A 22088-nucleotide genomic window follows, 5' to 3' on the forward strand; every position below is an offset into this window, starting at 1 on the left:
AAGCCATATATTACATTTTTAGTTTTGCTATTCATGTCCTAAGCGATATCAAAGGATAGTGATAAAAATGGCTAATTAGATTAACCATTTTTTGAAAGCGACTTCCATGACTATCTTAAGGATAAAACCAACAGAACCTGCACCAAGGGCCAAAAAGATCCAAAAGGTACCTGCGCGCCCAGCATCAGAGGTTTTAGAGATATCCCACATGATAAAGAATAAGAAAGCGATGAATATCGGCAACAAGACATACAGTCCCCAACTGGTGACAGTACTGGCGGCAATAGCAAACATGGCGTAATCCTATAATAGAGTAGTAACGCGTCTTCTATATTTTAGAAGAGCCGTACAAACCATCATTATAACGTGGAAGCAGTCAGGTATAAACGACTGCCCAGTATTGAGCAACAGTAACGCTACAATTCACGTTATGAGTTATTTATCAGTTTTGCGTCATTGATATTAGTCAGTCTAAATCACGTTAACGGTAAGATTTTAGTGCTAATTTTGGCGCAAATGGTGCAATAAAGCGCAAAGATTGTTATATTTACAGGTTACTTATCTTTTTACATTATTCTATCCCTGCAATGTCGGTCGCTATTACAATAAGCAGTTATCGATTGCTCGCATTCGCACCGTTTTTGTTGTTTATTTAATTGAGTTCAAATTCCTATGTCACAAGCCCAAATTGATACGCTTGCATCCCTATTTAATGATGCAATTCAAACCCTACAAGCAGATGGTACGCTACCAAGCGATTGGCAAAACAACAGTCAAATTACCCGTACAAAAGATTTAAGTCACGGTGATTTTGCCAGTAATATCGCACTAACGGCAGCGAAAGCAGCCAAGGCCAATCCGCGTCAACTTGCTGAAAAAATCGTCAGCGCATTGCCTGACAATCAAGATATTCGCCAAGTAGAAATCGCAGGACCAGGGTTTATCAACGTATTCTTAAACTCGGAAGCTAAGTTTTCTGTATTGGATGATATCTTCACGCTGCAAGATCGCTTTGGCTTGAGTAATCAGTTTGACGGTCAAAAAGTCCAAGTTGAGTTCGTCTCTGCCAATCCAACGTCGAGTCTGCACGTCGGTCACGGTCGCGGTGCTGCATTTGGCATGAGCGTTGCTAACCTGCTAGAAGCTATTGGCTATGACGTCACACGTGAATATTATGTCAATGACGCCGGTCGTCAAATGGACATCTTAGCCACCAGTACATATTTGCGTTATCTACAGCTAAATGGTGAAGAGATAACTTTCCCAGTCAATGCCTATCAGGGCGACTATGTCAGTGATATCGCCCAAACGCTAAAAACACAGCATGGCGATAGCTACGTACATAGCTTTGCAGACGTTGCCAAAGATGTGCCAGAAGATGCTCAATTTGAGATTAATGCTGATGGCGAAAAAACCGTCATTTCAGGTGATAAAGAAGCGCATATTGATGGCTTGATTGCCAATAGTAAGTCTTTGCTAGGTGACAGCTATGCGTTATTTTTAAACGCGGCATTGAGCAGTATTTTGGCGGATATTAAAGACGACTTAAATGACTTTGGCGTGAGCTACGAGTGCTGGTTTAGCGAAAGATCTATCGATAGCGAGATTGAGCCTGTATTACAGATACTAGATGACAAAGGCTATCTATACGAAAAAGATGGCAACATCTGGTTTAAGTCGACTGATTTCGGCGATGAGAAAGACCGTGTGGTACGCCGTGCCAATGGCCAGTCGACGTATTTTGCTTCTGACATCGCTTATCATAAAAACAAGTTTGATCGCGGCTTTGATAAAGTCATTAACGTCTGGGGCGCAGACCACCATGGTTATGTCCCACGCGTAAAAGCAGCGCTACTAGCTCTTGGTATCGATGCTGAACGTCTTGATGTGGTACTTGTACAGTTTGTGGCATTATGGCGCGGTAGTGAAAAGGTACAAATGTCTTCGCGTTCTGGTCAGTTTGTGACCTTACGTGAGCTACGTGCAGAAGTCGGTAACGATGCTGCACGATTCTACTATGTTGCGCGTAAGCCTGAAGTGCATGTTGATTTTGACTTAGAACTTGCCAAATCACAAAGCAAAGACAATCAAGTGTATTATATTCAGTATGCTCATGCGCGCGTTTGCCGCGTGTTAGAAAAACTGGCAACTTACGATTTGACCGTAGACGATGCGATTGGTTTGGCACATCAAGATTTGCTAAGTGCGCCCAATGAAGACGAGCTGATTAAACTGTTAGCAGGATATCCAGCGACGTTACTTCGCGCAGCGACTGGTTACGAGCCGCATGTATTGACCAACTACCTAAAAGAGCTAGCGGCCTTGTTCCATGGTTGGTATGACACCAATCGTATCTTGCCGATGAGCTTGACGTCAGGTGAAACGCCAAGTCAGGATGAGCTAGACTTAATGCAAGCACGTTTGCGCTTGTCAAAAGCCGTTAGACAGGTATTGGCAAATGGGCTTAGTCTGCTAGGCTTGTCTGCACCGTCTAGCATGTAGTACTTTTCTAATATGTGAAGTAAGTATAGACAGCTAATAGCATTAATTCGATGATGATAGTTAAATCCAGTAGGGAGAACGAGATCCATGCTAGCCAAAAAACCTAAAGGCGCAACAGAAAAGCGCAAATCAAGTAGCGTATCAGGCTTATTGTGGATGTTTGTTGGGGCCGTATTGACCCTTATGATTGGGGTGTTTATCTACCTCTCACCATTATTCAATTTCAGCCCCGCTGATAGTAGTGCTGAGAACGATTCTGATCGCCAAGTACAGCCACGTGTGGATACTGATACTGACAATGGCGATTATGAGTTCTACGATATTTTACCTAATCAAGAGATGGCAACCATCCCTGATGAAGATATCGCTGATATTGATAATGATCAAATAGGTGATATAGGTGCGTTTGAACCAGACGTCGTCGTGACTCAACCAGATAGTGATGCAGGCAGTACCGAAACGGGCAGCTTCGGTGGTTCGGAAAATGCGACTGTCGAACCTGCTGGTGCTAACAATGCTGGGTCGAGTGAGGATATCGTTGTCGTTGAAGAAGATGCAACTTATGATGGTACGCCGCCTGCTACTAGTAACGCTACAACCCGCAACAATAATGCAGCAGCAGGGACGGCGAGCATCCAAGCTGCCAAGCCTGCGGCGACCTACATCTTGCAGATTAATAGCTTTAGTGATGCAGATGAAGCGGATCGTCGCCGTGCGCAAGTACTGATGGCGGGTGTCGATGCTCGCGTGGTCAAAAACACAACGGGTAATGGCTTGCCAATTTATCAAGTCATCTCGCGTCCTTTGAATAACCGTCAAGCAGTAACGACGGCACAGCAGCGCCTACAGAACAATGGTATAGACTCTATTATCGTTGAACAGCGTCGCTAGGTTCAGTCGTTTACAGTTATTGTATTTATTAAAAAAGCGTCGTAATGACGCTTTTTTTATCTCTTTATTTTATCAAAAGCTTTCTAGCTGTTTTATCCTATTAAACGTCCATTAAGAGTATGGTTATGACCGTATCTAACTCAGTAACACCGCAAGCAGGCATTATTAAAGCGTTCTTTCAAAAATACTTTATCGATGCTTTTACTGGTATGGCTCTCGGGCTATTTGTCACGTTGATCGCAGGTCTAATTATCTCGCAAATCGGTGGCTGGTTAGATTTGCCAGCATTGGTCGCGGTCGGGAAACTTGCCTCGATATTAATGGGTGCTGGTATTGGCGTAGGTATCGCTTACTATCTCAAAGCACCAACGCTAGTGATGCTTAGCTGCCTCGTAGCGGGTATGCTTGGTGCCCATTCCGAAGCACTAATGGCAGGCACGCTCTTTACGCCGCAAGTGGGTGGGCCTGCAACCTTTGTAGCACTGCCAGGCAATCCAATCGGTGCTTATCTGACTTCTGTATTTGCTTATCGTGCTGGCAGTTGGGTCGCTGGTAAGACGAAGCTTGATATTTTATTGGTGCCATTGGTTGTATGCGGTATTGCTCTCTTAGTTTGCGCACTGCTTAATCCGCCTATCGTAGCAGGGGTCGCAGCTATCGGTCAGGGTATTCATGCCGCTACTGAATTACAGCCACTTCTAATGGGTATCGTCATCGCCGTAGTGGTTGGTATTTTATTGACCCTACCAACGTCGAGTGCAGCCATTTGTATTGCTATTGGGCTTGGTGGCTTGGCGGGCGGGGCAGCAGTGGTGGGTTGTGCAGCGCATATGATTGGTTTTGCTGTTGCCAGTTTTAAAGACAATGGCGTTAGTGGCGTCATCTCTCAGGGCTTGGGTACCAGTATGCTGCAAATCCCTAATGTGCTCAAAAAGCCTATCGTTCTGCTACCTGCTGTCATTGCTAGCGCTATCGTTGGGCCTATCGCGACCGTTGGTTTTGGATTAGCTTGTACCGCGACAGGGGCGGGTATGGGTACTGCTGGTTTGGTCGGTGTGTTTGGGGTTATTGAGGCATCACAAGAAATCATGAGCACCGGTCAACTATGGACAGCGATTATTCTATTGATGTTTATATTACCTGCGGTGATTGCAGGGTTAGTGGCTTACATCATGCGCCGTATGGGCTGGTTGGTCGCTGGTGATATGAAGCTGCCTTAATGCTTGGAAGGTTGAACTAAAATATCATCAACAATCTTAAAACTTAGTCTTATCCTTAATCAGCAATAACAATGCTTAAAAAAGCCCAGCTACGACTATAGCTAGGCTTTTTATATATAAATTCATCAATTTCTCATGAAATAGGAAATGTTTACAGCATACTATTTAACGGTCTTTAGCTTCTTATGACGACGTGGTTTTAGTTTGCGGGACAGTTGATGGAAGTCGTTCAGCACTTGGCTATAGTGCGATGGGAATACTCGCTGAACGGCATCGACTATCTTGGCATCGTTACCAATCAGGCAGCGCTGTTGGTTGGTCGCTGCTGCCTGTAAGATAATCCAAGCCGCTTCAGTGGCATCGAATTTTAAAAACTTATTAAAACTTCTGATGGCTTTGGGCCCAGTACTCATGCCAATATCATGGATGCTCTCATTACCGCGCGCGCTGTTGGCAATATTGGTTTTGATGCCGCCCGGATGGATACAAGTCGCTGATACCCCGCAATTCTGAATGTTTAGCTCTTGGCGTAAGCTTTCTGTGAAGCCGCGTACGGCAAATTTGCTAGAGTTGTAGGCAGACTGTGATGGCTGAGCGGTCAAACCAAACAGACTTGAGATATTGATAATATGTCCATGCTCGCCAAACTGGCTCTGTTTAACGCTGTTTTTGATTAACGGTAAAAACGCCTTAGTGCCGTAAACCACACCCCAAAAATTAATATTCATTACCCATTCAAGCTCACTAATACTACTGCCTTCGACGGTAGAGTAGAGTGCGACACCTGCATTGTTGAAGATAAAATTTACTTTGCCATGTTCTGCCATCACACTATCAGCCCACGCTTCCACGGCTTTATTGTCTGACACATCGAGTACGGTCATAGTGACGTTGACATCATAATTGGTAAGTAACTGTTTGGTCGCTGCCAGCTGTTCAGGATTGATATCTGATAGTGCAACATGACAGCCCATTTTTGCTAAATGAATGGCCAGCTCACGTCCCATACCAGAGCCTGCGCCTGTAATGGCAGCGACGTGGTTGCGATAGTAGGGTGCAACGTCTGAGTCATCCAACGAGGTACGGTTAGAAGAAAACGGTAAATGTTGGCGCAATGAAGTCGCCATAGCGGTCACATGGTTGAACATAATAAACAATCCTTTGTCTTATTAATCATATGGGTTGTACGGGCTATATCTTGCGGTATATAGAAATAAAGTATAAAGGTTAAAACAGTCTATCTACATTAGCATGGTTTGTGCTGACGTTTACTCGCGATTGATAAACGCTGCTGTCATTTCGGAGCAGGTGTAATGAATGTCGCCAATTTTCAGTAGGCAAGTTATCTAGTATCAAGTTATCTAGTATCAAGTTATCTAACAGGCAAGCTATCCAACAGACAAATTGGTTAAATAATAGGCATAAAAAAAAGCGCCTGAGCTTATTCAGCCAGACGCTTTTTAGTAGTCCGCTAATGATAACGGACTATTTATAACAATTATAACTTAAGCAATTTTAGGTACTTTACCTTCATTGATAACGTCCGCATCAACCATTACAGTTTTAGCATTTTCCATAGAAGGCAATTCATACATAGTCTCAAGCAGCGCGTTTTCTACAATTGAACGTAGACCACGAGCACCTGTCTTACGTTCCATTGCTTTTTTGGCGATGGCATCTAGGGCTTCTTGAGTAAAGCTAATCTCAGCACCTTCCATATCGAACAAGTACTTGTACTGTTTTACCAGTGCGTTCTTAGGTTCGGTCAGGATTTGTACCAAGGCTGCTTCATCTAGCTCTTGCAGTGCCGCAAGTACAGGTAGACGACCGATCAGCTCAGGAATCAGACCAAACTTGATCAAATCTTCTGGCTCGACTTCTTGTAGCAAGTCTGAGCTGCGACGGCTGTCGTCTTTTGAGCTGACATCAGCGTTAAAGCCGATACCGCCTTTTTCGGTACGTTGCTGAATGACTTTATCAAGTCCAGCAAATGCACCACCAACGATGATTAGAATGTTGCTGGTATCAACCTGGATCAGCTCTTGCTGCGGGTGCTTACGACCACCGTGCGGCGGGATAGCAGCCACAGTGCCTTCGATTAGCTTTAGCAACGCTTGCTGTACGCCTTCACCTGACACATCACGAGTGATAGATGGGTTGTCACCCTTTTTACTGATTTTGTCGATTTCATCAATGTAGATGATACCTTGCTCAGCTTTGGCTACATCATAGTCAGAAGCTTGGAGGAGCTTTTGTACGATGTTTTCAACGTCTTCACCAACATAACCAGCTTCGGTCAAGGTCGTGGCATCAGCCATCGCAAAAGGTACATCTAATAGACGAGCTAAGGTTTGCGCAAGTAGCGTCTTACCAGAACCAGTTGGACCGATTAGCAAGATATTACTCTTAGCCAATTCTACCATTGCATCGTCAGCGCCGATCTTGGCTTTTTTGCTGTCGTTGGCTAGTGTTTGGCTAACTTTTAGGCGTTTGTAATGGTTATAGACGGCAACAGCCAATGCTTTCTTGGCAGCGTCCTGACCGATGACATATTCATCAAGCTTGGCACGCAGCTCTTTTGGCGTTGGTAGTTTTTTATTGACCCAAGAAGTGTCTACTTCGCTATCATCATCACTGTGCTCTGCGCTGTCTGCGATTAAGTCAGTACATAGCTCGATACATTCATTGCAGATATTGGCATCGTCAGCAGCAATCAGTTGCTGTACATCGCTTTTGGCTTTACCGCAAAACGAACACTGCGGGGTATTATCTTCTGCCATAAAAGGCGCTCCTAAAATTTAAAACTGGTTAGTTTATTTGTAGTATATCGATTATCGTATTCATTCAATGGTCATACCTTCTAATGGTCAGGTATGACATTGATAACGGTTTACTGTACGGCAAATAAACTATAAAAGGTCTTATGATTGCACTCTCAATGAAGAGGCATCACGTTAATGCTTAGATTACAAAGATTCAGGACGACGCTCTAATACTTCGTCAACCAAACCATACTCTTTGGCTTCTTGTGCATCTAACCAATAATCACGCTCAACGTCTTTTTCGATTTTCTCTACTGGCTGACCAGTGCGCTCAGCTAAGATACTATTTAGACGTGCACGAGTTTTAAGAATTTCACGAGCGTTAATTTCGATATCAGTTGCTTGACCCTGCGCGCCGCCTGAAGGCTGGTGAATCATGACACGAGCATTAGCAAGTGAATAGCGCTTGCCTTTTTGACCAGCGGCCAATAGGAATGAACCCATGCTGTAAGCACCGCCCATACAGATAGTAGATACTTCAGGTTTGATGAAGTTCATGGTATCAAAAATAGCCAAGCCAGCGCTTACTGAGCCGCCTGGTGAGTTGATATACAAATGGATATCTTTGTCAGGGTTTTCAGCTTCTAAGAATAGTAACTGGGCAACGATAAGGTTAGCCATGTTGTCTTCGACCTGACCGGTCAAAAAGATAACACGCTCACGTAGTAGGCGTGAAAAAATATCAAACGAGCGTTCACCGCGTGAGGACTGTTCAACCACCATAGGTACTAATGCCGCTTGTGTGGTCTGTACTTCTTTGTGCGCACTCATCAGCATATCAAAATGCGGGTTGGCAGTGATGCGATCATAATCTGTCATAGAAAAGTCCTATCGATAAATGTATAAAATAAAAATGGATTGAATGATTTTATTGTCTAGTAGTTTTTGACTAATGGGTTGTTTATAAGGGGGCTGCGCTCACTATTCAAGCCTACAAAACTGGTTTGTGCATAAAATAGGTGAAAAACTGACCCTCCGATATGTCTAGGACTCATTGCTTATATTGAAACTTATACTAAAAATACGTCTAGAAGTAGATAAATACTATCTTATCTATTATCAAGTCATACAGATATTGATAGTACCTGTATCGACAGTGTCTATATCGATACAAAGAGCGTAAATCATGTCCGACCTGACTTTTTAACATAGAATACCTGATTAATGACCCTACAATCCACCTATCTTACTGACTAAGCCTGCAAATAGTTATGCGTTTAGTATTTTTGCTTATCTAATGTCCTCAGAGAGTATTGCGCTAACAATAACGCTAAAAAATGCACTGTTATGGACAAAATGTACTATTTTGGTGCAAGTATCTGCTAATTTTATAAATGACTGAAGCTCAAAAAACGTTTAGAAAATAGCTGGAAATATATGATTGTTTTTATCATATAAGTTAAATAGAAAAAGCACAGACAAATCAAAGTTTTGAGCCGATAAGGTTTCTTATTTGGTTATCTGCTATCAAGAGTTGGCACAGTGCTTGTATCAATAAAAACATTGACGCTTTTATTTATCATGGTGCGCTAGGCACGATAAATGGTGTACGCTGTATTTCTTCGTTATTATTCTGACATTGCTGTCGCGAATGAACTGTAGTTAACGATTGGCAATAGAGTCTTAACGGATAGCAAATGATAGTTGTCACATAAAATACTGAAACATATTTAATTGGTAAATGAGTATATAAAATGAGTTGGGCCTCTTCTTTAGCATTAAGCTTCGACACTGTTAGCAGGACAAGTACGGCCAAAGAAGGTACGGCTGATAACTCAAAAACGCGGCTTTATCATCGCAAGCATACAGGTGCCTTGATGGTACAGCGTGCTCTGTATCCTGAGCCAAGCGTACAGCAGGGTATTTGTCACATACTGATGTTGTACCCGCCAGCCGGTATCGCAGGTGGCGATACGCTGACCATAGACCTAAGTTTGGATAGTGGTAGCCACGCTGTTGTCACCACACCAGGGGCAGGTAAGTGGTACGGCAAAGACAGTGTCAGCCAAAAACATAAAGCTCCGTTGGGCGACAACGATACTCACCAAAGTATGAGTCAAGACGAGATAGCTGATTATGCTAGCCAACATATACAAGCCAACCTCGCAGCAGATACCCGTCTAGAATGGCTGCCGCAAGAGAGTATTATTTATAACGAAGCCAATATGCATGCAGTGAGCCGCTTCGATTTGAAAGATTCCTCTAGTCTACTGACATGGGAGATTAGTGTCTTTGGGCGGCAAGCTTACGACGAGCAGTTTTTGCAAGGGCGTTATCATACTGGATTGAACATCTACCGAGATGGTAAGGTTATCGTTGCTGAGCGAGTGGCACAGGCAGCGCAAAATCGCTGGTTTACCTCAAATTTAGGATTAGCGAACCAGCACATTTATGGCTCGTTTTGGGCAATACCCAGCTTAAGCGATGTCCATGACAATCTTGCACTCTCCGCGTCACAAACCACGCAATCGACCGAAACTGCCCAAGCAACTATCAAGCAGTCATTAACCCGCTATCTAGATAATACTGTCGTAGCATTACGCCAAGTCATTGCTCAAGCACAAATGCCTGTCTACTGCACTCATAATTGCCAAGCGATCAATATCCGCTACATCGGCTCAGATGTACGTGGTTGTTTTGAAGCGTTTTATCAGCTGAGAGAAGTCTTGCGAGATCATTGGTGGCAACTTGAACCTTGTCGTCCACGTATTTGGGACACATAATACGGCCACTCTTAATAATGAAACTAAGATATATTGCGACTGTTTTTAATCGATATCAAATGCTTTGAAAACCTCTAATCTGCTATAAATATAATGATAAGTACAACAAGGAATTGTCATGCACCTGACCCCAACAGAAAAAGATAAACTCATGCTATTTACCGCCGGTATGGTAGCAGAGCGCCGCAAAAATCGCGGTGTTAAGCTTAACTATCCCGAAGCCATCGCTTATATCAGTATGCTGCTGATGGAAGGCGCACGAGATGGTAAAAGAGTTGCCGAGCTGATGAGTGAAGGTGCTACGTATTTGTCTGCTGATGATGTCATGGAAGGTGTCGCAGAGATGGTCGATGAAGTGCAAATCGAGGCGACTTTTCCTGATGGCACCAAACTGGTCACGGTACATAATCCCATCGTGTAACGCTGTATACCATTGTTATAGCACTGAAATGCTCACTATAAAATAAGGCGGCTACCATGCAAGCAGGCGAATACCATATCCAAGATGGCGATATTATCTTAAACCAAGGGCGACAGGTACAGACGATCAGTGTGAGTAATACTGGTGATAGACCTATCCAAATTGGCTCGCATTATCACTTTTATGAAGTCAATGATGCCTTGAGTTTTGAGAGAGAGCAGACTCGGGGTTTTCGCCTAAATATTATCTCTGGGACTGCCGTACGTTTTGAGCCTGGTCAATCACGGGAAGTCGAATTGGTAGCATACGCTGGCAAGCAAGACGTCTATGGTTTTGCTGGGCGCGTCATGGGCGCAGCTCATCCAGAAAAAATATCAGAGAGCACTACTGATAAGAAGGTAACCGCTACTTCGAAGAAGCGAGTCAGTCGTCGTATTTATGCTGAGCATTTTGGTCCTACCACAGGCGATAAAGTCCGTCTTGCCGATACTGAGCTTTGGCTACAGGTTGAGGCGGATTTAACCAGTCATAAAGATACAGCTGTTGATCAAGCAGATACGTCGCAAAGTGGTGAAAGTAGTAGCAAGCCTATTGAAATTAAAGGTGAAGAAGTCAAATTTGGTGGTGGTAAAGTCATCCGTGATGGTATGGGGCAAGGGCAGTTACTAGGTGCGGAAGTTGCCGATACAGTTATTACCAATGCATTAGTCGTTGACTATACAGGCATCTATAAAGCGGATATCGGTATCAAAGATGGCCGTATCAGTGCCATTGGCAAAGCGGGCAATCCTGATATCCAGCCTGCTATTGATATTCCTATTGGCGGAGCTACCGAAATCATCTCTGGTGAAGGCAAAATCCTGACAGCAGGTGGCGTCGATAGTCATATTCATTTTATCGCGCCTCAGCAGTGTGAGACCGCGCTGATGTCAGGGGTAACTACGATGCTGGGCGGCGGTACAGGTCCAGCTCAAGGTACGCTTGCCACCACCTGTACACCGGGGGCGTATCATATTGCCTCGATGCTAAAGTCTACTGATAGCATCCCTATGAATATTGGACTACTAGGTAAAGGCAATGTGAGTGTACCAGAACCCATTGCTGAACAAATAGAAGCAGGTGCCGTGGGACTAAAGCTACATGAAGATTGGGGTACAACGCCGCAAGCCATCGATAACTGTTTGAGCGTCGCTGACGACTATGATGTGCAAGTGGCCATTCATACCGATACTTTAAATGAAAGTGGCTATCTAGAGAGTACACTTGCTGCTTTTAAAGACCGCTGTATCCATACTTTTCATACTGAAGGGGCAGGCGGTGGCCATGCGCCCGATATTCTAAAGGCTATTGGCGAGTCGCATGTTTTGCCATCATCTACCAATCCCACTCGACCATATACCGTCAATACCATTGATGAGCATCTCGACATGCTGATGGTTTGTCATCACTTGAGCCCTGCTATTGCTGAAGATGTGGCCTTTGCTGAGAGCCGTATTCGTCAAGAAACCATCGCCGCAGAAGATATCTTGCATGACTTAGGTGCGATTTCGATGATGAGTAGTGATTCGCAAGCGATGGGACGGGTGGGTGAAGTGGTCATTCGTACTTGGCAAACCGCGCACAAAATGAAAGTTCAACGTGGCCATCTGGCGCCAGATGCAACAGCGACCATTGAAGATGAGCAACAGTACATCACTTTAACAGACTATGACCAAAGTACGGACAACGATAACTTTCGTATCAAACGCTATATCGCGAAATATACAATAAACCCTGCGATTACTCACGGTATTAGCGATATGGTCGGCTCAATCGAAGTGGGTAAATGGGCAGATATGGTGCTATGGTCGCCCAAGTTTTTTGGGGTAAAACCTGAGTGCATTATAAAAGGCGGGCTCATTGCTGCGGTACCGATGGGCGATATTAATGCCTCTATTCCTACTCCTCAGCCTGTGCATTATCGTCCTATGTTTGCTACTTATCCAAAATCAGTCGCCCAAACCAGCATTACTTTTATGTCGCAAGCGGCGATCGACAAACAAGTGGATAAGCAGCTTGGATTGACCAAGGTCATTCAGCCAGTACACGGCATCCGTAAAATTCGTAAAGGCGATATGCGCTTTAACAGCTACTGCCCAGATATGGACATCAATCCTGAGACCTATGAAGTACGCGCTGATGGTAAGACACTCACCTGTGAGCCAGCTGATGTACTACCAATGGCACAGCGTTACTTTTTATTTTAGAGCTTATGATGCACGTTTATAGGAGCTCTCTAAGACAGTGAGCCATAAACCATGTATGCCAATGGTCAGTTGGTTTCTTGAATGAGATCGTATCTTTATTCCCAATACTTTTACCATCAATACTATTGACCAATAGTTTGAGCAACAACAGCCAGAGAAGAATAATGAAAATATTTAATACCCGTTTAAGTACGCTTAGCGATACCCAAAAAGCACAATTGGTAGAACAGTATCAAGCCGATGATTACCTGCTATTGGATTTTGATACTCGTCAGCATTCCCGCTTTAGAGCCATTACTGTTTCAGGTGAGGCAGTTGGTGTTGACTTGCCTCGTACAGGTGTACTAAAAGGAAATGATGTCCTTATCAATGCAGCAGGTGAGCTGATGCAAGTCATCGCCAAGCCGCAAGCGGTGACTAAGGTAACGGCTGATAATGAATTTCTACTAATGAAAGGCGCTTATCATTTGGGCAATCGTCATGTGCCATTGATGTTTGAGTACAGCGCAGCAGGGTATGCACTTTATTTCGAAAACGATCATGTGCTGGCACAAATGTTAGAAAATCTTGGTCTACGTATCGAGTCTACCTCAGTGCCATTTGAGCCTGAAACGGGCGCTTATCAAACGGGACAAGGGCATTCGCATGGTCACGCTCACTCCCATGCACATTCGCATAGTGACTCTCATAGTCATAAGAAAAGTCATAGCCATGACGAAAGCCACAGCCACGGACATCACCATAGCCATAGCCATAGCCATAGTCATCATGATGCGCCTGTAGGTCGTTCAAATGATGGTTAATACCAGTGCTCAGCCTACTCAGTCTACCCAACTTGGGCAGCTGTTGATGCTGGCATCTAGCAATTTGCCGATTGGTAGTTATACCTATTCGCAAGGTGTAGAGTCAGCGATCGAGTCAGGGGTTGTCTCTGATGAATCCAGTACGCTTACATTTATGCAGGACTATCTAGCGCTTGCAGTCATTGGCTATGAGTTGCCTATATTGGGTCTGATCATGTGTGCACTAAGCCAAGGTCGTGAAGCGATAGCGGCAAATCTAGCACACGACTATCACGCTGGCCTCGAGAGTAAAGAGTTTGTTCTGGAGTCGCAGCAGTTGGCACAGGCGATGGTGTCGTGGCTCAACGAAGTATTGAGTCTTGGCATACCGGCCGAAATACCTGAAGATGGATTTTTGCCGCTATTTGCACATATTGCTCAGCATTGGCAGCTGCCACTAGCGCAGTCGATGACGACTTATGGATTTGCTCAATTAGAGAACATGGTGCTCGCTGCTGTTAAGACAGTGCCGTTAGGACAGATGGCGGGTCAGCGTATTCTTTGGCAATTGCAAAGCGATCTAGGTGCTCAGGTCGATGCTCTAAGCGATGATGTGCAACAGGCCTTTGGTGCCTTAGTCATGTCGACAAACACGGCCAATACTTTAGGTGATAGTGAAGAGTCGGACTGTCAGCAGCTATGCCAAGACCTCTATGAATCGCTTAATATCTCTAATAACTTGCCCAGTTTGGCTATTCTCTCAAGTATGCACGAAGAGCAATACAGTCGGTTGTTCCGCTCATAACTGTACCTTGATTTCTATTTATAATTATTAATATATAAACTGTTTTAGGAAATTAATATGTCTCTAACTCCGCTCAAATCAAAAAATTCTCACACTGCATCAGACGTACAGACTGATAGCGACAGCCAGAAACCATCTTCTGCCTTATCGTGCTTACGCCTTGGTATTGGCGGGCCTGTTGGTAGTGGTAAAACTGCTTTGACTTTAAGGCTATGCCAAAACCTGCGTGATACGGTCAATATGGCAGTGGTGACCAATGACATCTATACCAAAGAAGATTCAGAGTTTTTGACCCGCAATGATGCCATGCCCGCTGAGCGTATCCGCGGCGTAGAGACGGGCGGCTGTCCGCATACGGCTATCCGCGAAGATGCTTCTATTAATCTGACTGCGATTGCTGAGCTACAAGCGACTTTTGAAGGGTTGGAGTTGATTATCATTGAGTCAGGTGGCGACAATCTAGCTGCGACATTTAGCCCAGAGTTGTCTGACTTGACCTTGTACGTCATTGATGTCTCTGCAGGCGATAAGATACCTCGTAAAGGTGGCCCCGGCATTACCAAGTCTGATTTGTTGATTATTAATAAGACTGACCTTGCACCAATGGTTGGTGCTTCGCTTGAAGTGATGGAACGCGATGCCAAAAAAATGCGTGGCGACAAACCTTTTGTTTTTAGCAATATGAAAACAGGTGATGGACTAGACGAGATTATCGCCTTTATTAAAGAACATGGCATGCTTGCCTAAAGAGCAGGTGAGCTTTTACCATTAAAATATAAAGAATAAGGAAAAACCGCATGACACAGTGTACAAAAGGTATTCACATCGAAAAATCTCGTTTTTCACAAGTGCTCTCAGCTCGTCATATCGTGTCTGGTTCGGCTGTGATGATGACATCACTAATGCTACCGTCATTGGCGCAGGCGCATTCAGGGCATATTCATTCGACTACTACGCAAGCGCCATCGTTTTTAGGTACGTTGCAAGCAGGACTGATGCATCCAGTAACTGGCCTTGATCATCTGTTTTTGGCAGTAGGCATGGGCATGTTGTTTTATGGTCTACAAAAGCAGCGCTTAGGCATGATGTCGTTGACGGCAGGGTTGTCATTAGGCGCGATATTGGGCACGGCTGGCGTGCTAATTGGCGGTATCGCGTTTGCTGCATCATCTAGGCTAATTGAAGTGGCAATATCACTGTCGGTAGTCGTATTGGCTATGGTCTTGATGAGCCAAAAAAGCAGACAAGAGGCATTCTCTGCTCAGACCCATACAGCGCACACGCCAAGTATTCAGCAGTTGTCATTGTTTGGCTTTGGTGGTCTGGCAGTGTTTCATGGCATGGCACACGCGATGGAAGTACCAGCGAATGTCGGTGTGAGCGGTCAGCTAGGATTTTATGCAGGGATGATGATTACGATGCTAGCGCTATATGCAGTTGGTACGCTGGTTAGTCAGCAGTTGCAGCAACGTTTTAGTGATAGTTTGTGGCTACAGCGCGGGCTAGTTCTACTAGGATTGAGCGCCGTATTTGCGCCTGTTTTAGTGTAAAGCGCGCTTTATAGTACAAGTACGATGTTTGTAGGTTCGATGTTTGTGGCTGATTTTATCTAGCTAGCGAACATCATAAAAAATGCGCCCCCGATCAAAAGGTCGGGGGCGCATTTTAGTTTTGATAACCGACTACAGCATATCTAAAAAGACAGCTGGTCGTATCAATTACATTGCTTGCTGCTGTTGTTGCTGCTGAGCAGCTAGCAAGTCTTGGTAGCTAACTTCTTTGTCAGTTACTTTACCTTGTGCGATCAAGTAATCTACTACTTGGTCTTCTAGCACAACAGACTCAATGTTAGCGCGCTGCTGCTTGTCATTGGTGTAGTACTCGATTACTTCTGCTGGATCTTCGTAGTTTTCAGCGGCTTCTTTGATGAAGGTTTCAACACGCTCTTGATCTACTTCTAGGCCTTTAGTATCGATAACACGGGCAACGATGATGCCAAGACGGGCAGCACGTAGCGCTTGCTCTTCAAATAGCTCATTTGGTAGCATGTCTTTATCGAAGCTATCAGCATTCGCACCGAACTGCTGAGAAAAACGTTGCATCATCATGTTGCGTTGACGCTCGATTTCTTGCTCTAGCATCGCGTTTGGTACATCAAACTCGTTCTTTTCTAGCAATGCATCAAAAGTTGCTTGCTTAACTTGACTACGCGCAGCGTTTTTGATTTCGCGTTCCATGTTTTTGCGTACGTCTTCTTTCAATTTCTCTACGCCACCTTCTTTTACGCCGAATAGCTCAAGGAACTCTTCATTGATTTCAGGTAACTTAGATTTTTCAACCAATTTTACGTTGATTTTGAACTGAGCTTCTTTACCAGCTAAGTTCTCAGCTTGATAATCTTCTGGGAAAGTGACGTCGATGACTTTTTCTTCGCCAGCTTTCATGCCTTTGATACCCGCTTCAAAACCTGGGATCATCTGGTTGCTACCGATAACTAGTTTAAAGTCTTCAGCAGAGCCGCCTTCGAATTTTTCGCCGTCGATAGAGCCTTCAAAGTCAAAAGTCACTTGGTTGTCTTTCGCCGCCATGCCTTTTTTCTCAACGAATTCTTCACGTTGCTTTTGTAGGTTTTCGATCATGGTGTCAACGTCTTCTTCACTCACTTGTGCAGTGTGACGCTCAACTTCGATCTCATCGATACCTTGTACGTCTACTTCTGGGAAGATTTCAACGGTCGCTTGATACACCAAGAAATCGTCTTCAAGTTTTACGTCGTCGATGTTAGGCATGCCAACAGCGCGGATGTCTTCAGATTTGATCGCTTCAAATACAGTATCACGGATCACATCGTTGATAACTTCTTGTTGAATGCCAGCACCGTACTGAGAGCGGATGTGTGACATAGGGACGTTACCTTTACGGAAACCGTCAATCTTGGCAGTTTTCGCAACTTGGCGAATACGGCCTTCAACTTTGTTTTGAATTTTTTCAACGGGCACTTTAACCGTTAGCTGGGTTTCTTTATTAGATAGCTTGTTGGTTGTGACTTGTAAATCTGTAGCCATGTTAATTACACCTTTAGGATTAAGTAGTACGTTTGATTAATGAAATAGTACTTAGGGTTAAATTGTAATAGACAGACCGCGCCTCAAATTACCGGCATGTACGACGGGCTGCCGTTGAAATAAATAGGGGATAGCGATAGCGCACAACGTCAAATTCAGTGCCAGTAGCAATCGCCGCTGATACTAAAAGGTGAACCTGCTGAGGTTGTCCATGCTATCAAATATCGATAATAAACCGTTAATGCACCGCATAATAACGCTTTTTGGTGAATTATACAGCCAAATAACGGATTTCAACAAAATTTTAAAAGTAGAACAGTATAATCTATCTGTTTATTAAAGTAAAAATTATCTGTTTGATGGCATGTTTCCTTATGTTGCTTGCTCTTGTATGGCTTAATTTTATATAAAGAGTTAGCCATATTCATAGTCAATAAATAAGATAACGGATAAAAAACAGCGATAAGGTTGTAAACGTATTATGAGTATCAAGTGCACTTGTAGATAGTTATAAATAGAACAGCTATAAGGTACTTATAAAGGTAGCTGCGCCAATAGCTGCTGGATTGCCTGACCACGATGACTGATGCTGTTTTTATTAGCAGCGCTTAGACTAGCCGCACTGGCTTGCAAATCAGGTAACCAAAACAGTGGATCATAACCAAAGCCACCATCACCATGCGCTGTCTCTGAAATCTCGCCATGCCATAATCCTTGGGCGACAATCGGTAGCGGATCATCAGCATGACGCACCATTGCCAGTACGCAAACGAACATACCTTTGATCGGAGTATCTGGCTTCGCTGCGCGGATAGGCAGCAAGTCGGCGATGAGCTTGGCGTTATTTTTACTATCGTTGCCGTGCTCACCAGCATAGCGAGCAGAGTAGATACCTGGCGCATTATTTAGTACAGGCACGCACAGTCCTGAATCATCAGCAATCGCAGGCAGTCCACTGATACGGCTCGCATGACGGGCTTTGATAATGGCGTTTTCTACAAAGCTTAAACCATCCTCGATAGCGTCTTCAATATCAAGCTGACCTTGAGGGACAATCGTCACGTCCAAGTTCGCTTCGGCAAATAGCCGTTTAAATTCAGCCAATTTGCCTTTATTGTTACTGGCCAGTACCCATTGGTTGCCAGATGTCGGATGGGTAGCAGTTAACGAGGTATCAGTGGTGCTCATAGAGTTATTCCGTAATATAAAGATAATGAAGAGCTATTATTCGAGTAGGCTTTATTTATCTTCTGTAGCGCTAATCGGTAAATTGTTTGTCGATTGAAGTAGTTATACTAATCATGATAACGCATGAGTTTGGAGTGAATGCGGTTACTGCTTAATAAATAACCAATCGCTATACAGATTGTACGGGCTATAACATTTGGTAACTGATATTATTGGTCACTATTGCTATAATAGATACCAAGCTAAAGTGAATTATATCTTATAGCTTGTGAATATTAAGTTAATAAAAGTCTATAAAGTCAGAGACTTGGCTTTTTGGCGAAGAATAATAGCAATAAGTAACCGCTAGGTTAATTTTGGATTCATAATGATACGTGATATTGTATTGAGCAGTACCGTGTATCAAGCGATAAAGTTCATTTCAAACAATAAACTCAGCCAATTTAGTCCGCTATTTTATAGTGTTTTTTGCGGTGTAAAAATAGCGTAAAATTCAGTTTCTATAAGCAAGTTTTTATAAACTAACGGCTAAACAGCAAGGATAAAATAATTATGTCAAACATTACTTTACCAGACCTACCATATGCAAAAGACGCACTAGAGCCACATATCAGTGCCGAAACGCTAGAGTATCATCATGACAAGCATCATGCTGCTTATGTAAACAAGCTAAAAGACATGTTGCCAGGTTCTGGTCTAGAAGACAAAACATTGCCAGAAATCATCGTAGCGACTGCTAAAGATGACAGCAAGCAAGGTATGTTCAACCAAGCAGCTCAAGTATGGAACCACACGTTCTACTGGAACTGCATGACGCCAACGAACGGCGGCGGCGAACCTACTGGCGATCTAAAAGCAAAAATCGAAGAAGATTTCGGTAGCTACGACAAGTTCCGTGAAGAGTTCAAAAACGCAGCATTGACTCAGTTTGGTTCAGGTTGGGCATGGCTAGTTGCTGATAAAGTCGGTGGCAAATTGTCAATCGCTAAAACTGCTAACGCTGACACCCCACTTGCACATGACCAAGTAGCGGTATTGACTTGTGATGTATGGGAACACGCGTACTATGTAGATTATCGTAACCGTCGTCCTGACTATGTTGACACGTTCCTAGACAAGCTAGTGAACTGGGACTACGCAAACGCAAAATATAAAGGTCAAGATGCTGGCGTTGAAGAGTAACCTTTAACGACTAAGTATTTGATTGATAAAAAGGACACCGCGAGGTGTCCTTTTTTTATGTACTAGCTTTCTATATAACTTTCTATTTTGATATCTGATCAAAATATATTTTTGATAGAGTAGTGCTATTAGGCGATACCGCCGTTTGCGCCGATATTTTGTCCAGTAACCCAAGCGGCTTCTTCACTGACCAAAAATGCCACCACACGAGCGATATCGACTGGTTCACCGATACGATTAAACGGTGACATACTGGCAAGTCTCTCTACCGTGTCATCCGCCTTACCTTGGTGAAATAGCTCGGTGTCAGTAGGGCCTGGAGATATTGCATTGACAGTGATATTGCGTTCGCCAACTTCTTTGGCAAATATACGGGTCAGCTGATCGACCGCACCTTTGGTCGCACAGTAGGTGCCGTAACTAGGTAACATCATGCGAGTGGTTGTACTTGAGAGGTTTACAACACGGCCACCGTCATTGAGTTTAGTCGCAGCTTCACGCAATGTATTAAACGTGCCTTTTACATTAATAGCAAATATACGGTCAAAGTCTTCATCGGTAGTCTCGGCAATGGGTTTATTAATCATTATACCTGCGCTATTAACCAGAATGTCTGGCTTACCAAACGCGCTGATAGTGGCATCAAACATTGCTTCGACTTGTTCGGCATTACTGACATCGGCTTGCACGGCAATGGCTTCACCGCCTGATGATTTAATCTGGCTTACGATATCATTGGCTGCTACGTCATCATTTGCATAATTAATGACGGTTTTAGCCCCTGATTTTGCGAGCGATAAGGCTATTTGCGCGCCGATACCTTTTGATGAACCGGTTACAATCGCGACTTTATTTTTTAGTGTTGTCATCGATACTTTCTCCAATATTATGAGTGAATATTAGTACGCTTATATTACTTTTCGACTGATGTCTCTTGATTAGTAGGAGATAAGTTACCAGTGTGCAAAACGAATAAGTAGAGCGATTCTGTATTCCATTTTAAGATATAGCATTAAGTGATTCACTCTTAATTAGATTGTCAAAATACTCACCATTACCATCCACTTGTTCAAATTTAGATCTAACATCCACTTTATTAGATCGCATATATCCTATAGCAATACCTTTAATCTTAGGAATTGAAGAAAACTCTGAACTTTTTAATGATTCGGCTCGCCATGCACCATATTCCGCTGCTTTGTATATATTAATGATAAGTTCAGATGCCTGTTCTCCTGTTAACGATTCAAACAGATAGTTATCAACACCTGTTATATTTTCTGAGAAGTTATTTGCTGTGTTGAAATCGTTTGAGCCAGCTTTTCTATATGCTTCTTCCAGATAGAGTTTTATTACTTTTTCGTTGCCAGACATACGTGAGATGAAACTAATGCTAAATATATTTTTTCGGAACAACTGTATTAATTGCTCTTTAAACTGACTAACTATCAAGTCTTCCCCACAATCTTGCAAAATGGAATTTAAAACTGCTGATGGGTGAGAAAATGCTGAATCATCGTCAGATGGTTTGACGTTTTCTATGCTATCTGAAATAACAGCTTTTAATCTATCAAAGGTAACGGGTTCTAAGTTTGATAATAGAGAACCATTAGCTGATATTATTTGTAATATTATGCTTGAGCATTTTGAGTCTGAACATTTTATATCTATAACATATTTTTTTAAGCAGATTGACAGTTGATCATCTTTTAGATGAGCGAGTCCATTTAAGAAAAATCCAGAATTTCTCTTAAGATCGGAGTTAGAGTTCAAATATTTTTCTAAAACTTTGTTAATAAGGTATGGAAATGTTTCATGATGAATATTTAGTATTTCCTTTTTTACGATATCAGCTATTTTATTTATACTACTTGACGGAAAGAAATGCTGATCATTTAAGCGAGCTAAAATATCGTCTACCAACTGAGTAGTAGTAAGAATTGGTTTAGATAAAAAACGATTTATGGATTCGTAAAATATAAATCTAGCTTCTTCTGCTGAAGCTCGGTGTCCAGAAGGATGGGCTGACTTATTCCTAAGTTGACGAAGAATATCAAGAAAATTAGTGTCAAGCTTCGGAATTAGCGAGTTTGAAGCTAACTGCTCAATTAAATAATTCTCATAAACATCTTGTTCATTAATTTTATTTTGAGCTTCATCATATATTTTTTTCGCTTTTTTATTTACTTTACCAAGCTCACCGAGTTTCTTAACAATATCATCAAAAAGAGCTAAATATGT

General features: G+C 43.2%; 19 protein-coding genes. 11 read left to right on the forward strand and 8 right to left on the reverse strand.

Annotated features, from left to right (window positions below):
* Positions 1-75: 75 nt before the first annotated feature.
* Positions 76-294, reverse strand: coding sequence for a DUF2788 domain-containing protein (locus CXF61_RS06445; RefSeq protein ID WP_071002875.1), 219 nt, complete (start codon positions 292-294; stop codon positions 76-78).
* A 378-nt stretch (positions 295-672) separates the two neighbouring features.
* Here CXF61_RS06445 and argS point away from each other — a divergent pair, with 378 nt between their 5' ends.
* The 3 genes from argS to CXF61_RS06460 all read left to right on the forward strand — a co-directional run bounded on the left by argS (position 673) and on the right by CXF61_RS06460 (position 4613).
* On the forward strand, positions 673-2502 hold the full coding sequence (argS, locus tag CXF61_RS06450; protein WP_165597600.1) for an arginine--tRNA ligase: 1830 nt from the start codon (positions 673-675) through the stop codon (positions 2500-2502).
* Positions 2503-2589: 87 nt separating this feature from the next.
* Positions 2590-3393 (forward strand): SPOR domain-containing protein, encoded by an 804-nt coding sequence (locus tag CXF61_RS06455; protein WP_165597601.1) that lies wholly within the window; start codon positions 2590-2592, stop codon positions 3391-3393.
* A 125-nt stretch (positions 3394-3518) separates the two neighbouring features.
* A complete protein-coding gene (locus CXF61_RS06460) occupies positions 3519-4613 on the forward strand; it encodes a PTS sugar transporter subunit IIC (protein ID WP_165597602.1) in 1095 nt (364 codons plus the stop codon).
* A gap of 161 nt (positions 4614-4774) precedes the next feature.
* Here the strand turns inward: CXF61_RS06460 and CXF61_RS06465 are convergent, their stop codons facing one another.
* From CXF61_RS06465 to clpP, 3 genes are all read right to left on the reverse strand, one after another.
* On the reverse strand, positions 4775-5761 hold the full coding sequence (locus CXF61_RS06465) for an SDR family NAD(P)-dependent oxidoreductase (RefSeq protein WP_165597603.1): 987 nt from the start codon (positions 5759-5761) through the stop codon (positions 4775-4777).
* A 357-nt stretch (positions 5762-6118) separates the two neighbouring features.
* On the reverse strand, positions 6119-7393 hold the full coding sequence (gene clpX, locus CXF61_RS06470) for an ATP-dependent protease ATP-binding subunit ClpX (RefSeq protein ID WP_165597604.1): 1275 nt from the start codon (positions 7391-7393) through the stop codon (positions 6119-6121).
* A 186-nt stretch (positions 7394-7579) separates the two neighbouring features.
* The gene (clpP, locus tag CXF61_RS06475) at positions 7580-8206 is read right to left on the reverse strand and encodes an ATP-dependent Clp endopeptidase proteolytic subunit ClpP (protein ID WP_197411852.1); all 627 of its coding nucleotides are present in this window, start codon (positions 8204-8206) and stop codon (positions 7580-7582) included.
* Between the two features lie 923 nt (positions 8207-9129).
* Here clpP and CXF61_RS06480 point away from each other — a divergent pair.
* The 7 genes from CXF61_RS06480 (at position 9130) to CXF61_RS06510 (ending at position 15962) form a co-directional block, all read left to right on the forward strand.
* Entirely contained in the window at positions 9130-10158 is a 1029-nt protein-coding gene (locus CXF61_RS06480; RefSeq protein ID WP_102093456.1) for an urease accessory protein UreD, read from the forward strand.
* A 118-nt stretch (positions 10159-10276) separates the two neighbouring features.
* Complete coding sequence (gene ureA / locus CXF61_RS06485; RefSeq protein WP_057761815.1) at positions 10277-10579, forward strand: urease subunit gamma; 303 nt, start codon at positions 10277-10279, stop codon at positions 10577-10579.
* 56 nt (positions 10580-10635) lie between these two features.
* Positions 10636-12825 carry an urease subunit alpha gene (ureC, locus tag CXF61_RS06490; protein WP_165597605.1) on the forward strand — a complete coding sequence of 730 codons (2190 nt, stop codon included), beginning with the start codon at positions 10636-10638 and terminating at the stop codon, positions 12823-12825.
* 164 nt (positions 12826-12989) lie between these two features.
* Entirely contained in the window at positions 12990-13628 is a 639-nt protein-coding gene (ureE, locus tag CXF61_RS06495; RefSeq protein WP_165597606.1) for an urease accessory protein UreE, read from the forward strand.
* Entirely contained in the window at positions 13618-14412 is a 795-nt protein-coding gene (locus CXF61_RS06500; protein WP_165597607.1) for an urease accessory protein UreF, read from the forward strand. Before ureE ends, CXF61_RS06500 begins: the two co-directional genes overlap by 11 nt.
* Before the next feature lie 57 nt (positions 14413-14469).
* Entirely contained in the window at positions 14470-15159 is a 690-nt protein-coding gene (ureG, locus tag CXF61_RS06505) for an urease accessory protein UreG (protein ID WP_165597608.1), read from the forward strand.
* A 50-nt stretch (positions 15160-15209) separates the two neighbouring features.
* Positions 15210-15962, forward strand: a complete 753-nt coding sequence (locus CXF61_RS06510) for a HupE/UreJ family protein (RefSeq protein WP_165597609.1) — start codon at positions 15210-15212, stop codon at positions 15960-15962.
* Positions 15963-16130: 168 nt separating this feature from the next.
* Here the strand turns inward: CXF61_RS06510 and tig are convergent, their stop codons facing one another.
* Positions 16131-17477: a trigger factor gene (gene tig / locus CXF61_RS06515; RefSeq protein WP_165597610.1), complete on the reverse strand. Its 1347-nt coding sequence runs from the start codon at positions 17475-17477 to the stop codon at positions 16131-16133.
* Positions 17478-18011: 534 nt separating this feature from the next.
* Positions 18012-18665, reverse strand: coding sequence for an RdgB/HAM1 family non-canonical purine NTP pyrophosphatase (gene rdgB, locus CXF61_RS06520; protein WP_165597611.1), 654 nt, complete (start codon positions 18663-18665; stop codon positions 18012-18014).
* Between the two features lie 552 nt (positions 18666-19217).
* Between rdgB and CXF61_RS06525 the strand changes: the two genes are divergently transcribed.
* Positions 19218-19847 carry a superoxide dismutase gene (locus CXF61_RS06525; protein ID WP_101205324.1) on the forward strand — a complete coding sequence of 210 codons (630 nt, stop codon included), beginning with the start codon at positions 19218-19220 and terminating at the stop codon, positions 19845-19847.
* Positions 19848-19975: 128 nt separating this feature from the next.
* On the opposite strand, the gene CXF61_RS06530 is transcribed toward CXF61_RS06525, so the two are convergent.
* Both CXF61_RS06530 and CXF61_RS14040 read right to left on the reverse strand, forming a co-directional pair.
* The gene (locus CXF61_RS06530; RefSeq protein ID WP_165597612.1) at positions 19976-20716 is read right to left on the reverse strand and encodes an SDR family oxidoreductase; all 741 of its coding nucleotides are present in this window, start codon (positions 20714-20716) and stop codon (positions 19976-19978) included.
* Between the two features lie 130 nt (positions 20717-20846).
* Positions 20847-22088: hypothetical protein (locus CXF61_RS14040; RefSeq protein WP_193834196.1), on the reverse strand; the 1242-nt coding region annotated here is incomplete at its 5' end.

Source organism: Psychrobacter sp. 4Dc, assembly GCF_002836715.1.
Taxonomy (GTDB): Bacteria; Pseudomonadota; Gammaproteobacteria; order Pseudomonadales; family Moraxellaceae; genus Psychrobacter.

What these genes read in the sequence shown, in the direction of transcription:
- CXF61_RS06500 (WP_165597607.1), top strand. Translation starts at nt 13,618, where the DNA reads ATGATGGTTAATACCAGTGCTCAGCCTACTCAGTCTACCCAACTTGGG.
- CXF61_RS06480 (WP_102093456.1), top strand. Translation starts at nt 9,130, where the DNA reads ATGAGTTGGGCCTCTTCTTTAGCATTAAGCTTCGACACTGTTAGCAGG.
- CXF61_RS06465 (WP_165597603.1), bottom strand. Translation starts at nt 5,761, where the DNA reads ATGTTCAACCATGTGACCGCTATGGCGACTTCATTGCGCCAACATTTA.
- argS (WP_165597600.1), top strand. Translation starts at nt 673, where the DNA reads ATGTCACAAGCCCAAATTGATACGCTTGCATCCCTATTTAATGATGCA.
- ureE (WP_165597606.1), top strand. Translation starts at nt 12,990, where the DNA reads ATGAAAATATTTAATACCCGTTTAAGTACGCTTAGCGATACCCAAAAA.
- tig (WP_165597610.1), bottom strand. Translation starts at nt 17,477, where the DNA reads ATGGCTACAGATTTACAAGTCACAACCAACAAGCTATCTAATAAAGAA.
- clpX (WP_165597604.1), bottom strand. Translation starts at nt 7,393, where the DNA reads ATGGCAGAAGATAATACCCCGCAGTGTTCGTTTTGCGGTAAAGCCAAA.
- ureC (WP_165597605.1), top strand. Translation starts at nt 10,636, where the DNA reads ATGCAAGCAGGCGAATACCATATCCAAGATGGCGATATTATCTTAAAC.
- CXF61_RS06455 (WP_165597601.1), top strand. Translation starts at nt 2,590, where the DNA reads ATGCTAGCCAAAAAACCTAAAGGCGCAACAGAAAAGCGCAAATCAAGT.
- CXF61_RS06510 (WP_165597609.1), top strand. Translation starts at nt 15,210, where the DNA reads ATGACACAGTGTACAAAAGGTATTCACATCGAAAAATCTCGTTTTTCA.
- ureG (WP_165597608.1), top strand. Translation starts at nt 14,470, where the DNA reads ATGTCTCTAACTCCGCTCAAATCAAAAAATTCTCACACTGCATCAGAC.
- CXF61_RS06525 (WP_101205324.1), top strand. Translation starts at nt 19,218, where the DNA reads ATGTCAAACATTACTTTACCAGACCTACCATATGCAAAAGACGCACTA.
- CXF61_RS06530 (WP_165597612.1), bottom strand. Translation starts at nt 20,716, where the DNA reads ATGACAACACTAAAAAATAAAGTCGCGATTGTAACCGGTTCATCAAAA.
- ureA (WP_057761815.1), top strand. Translation starts at nt 10,277, where the DNA reads ATGCACCTGACCCCAACAGAAAAAGATAAACTCATGCTATTTACCGCC.
- rdgB (WP_165597611.1), bottom strand. Translation starts at nt 18,665, where the DNA reads ATGAGCACCACTGATACCTCGTTAACTGCTACCCATCCGACATCTGGC.
- CXF61_RS06460 (WP_165597602.1), top strand. Translation starts at nt 3,519, where the DNA reads ATGACCGTATCTAACTCAGTAACACCGCAAGCAGGCATTATTAAAGCG.
- CXF61_RS06445 (WP_071002875.1), bottom strand. Translation starts at nt 294, where the DNA reads ATGTTTGCTATTGCCGCCAGTACTGTCACCAGTTGGGGACTGTATGTC.
- clpP (WP_197411852.1), bottom strand. Translation starts at nt 8,206, where the DNA reads ATGAGTGCGCACAAAGAAGTACAGACCACACAAGCGGCATTAGTACCT.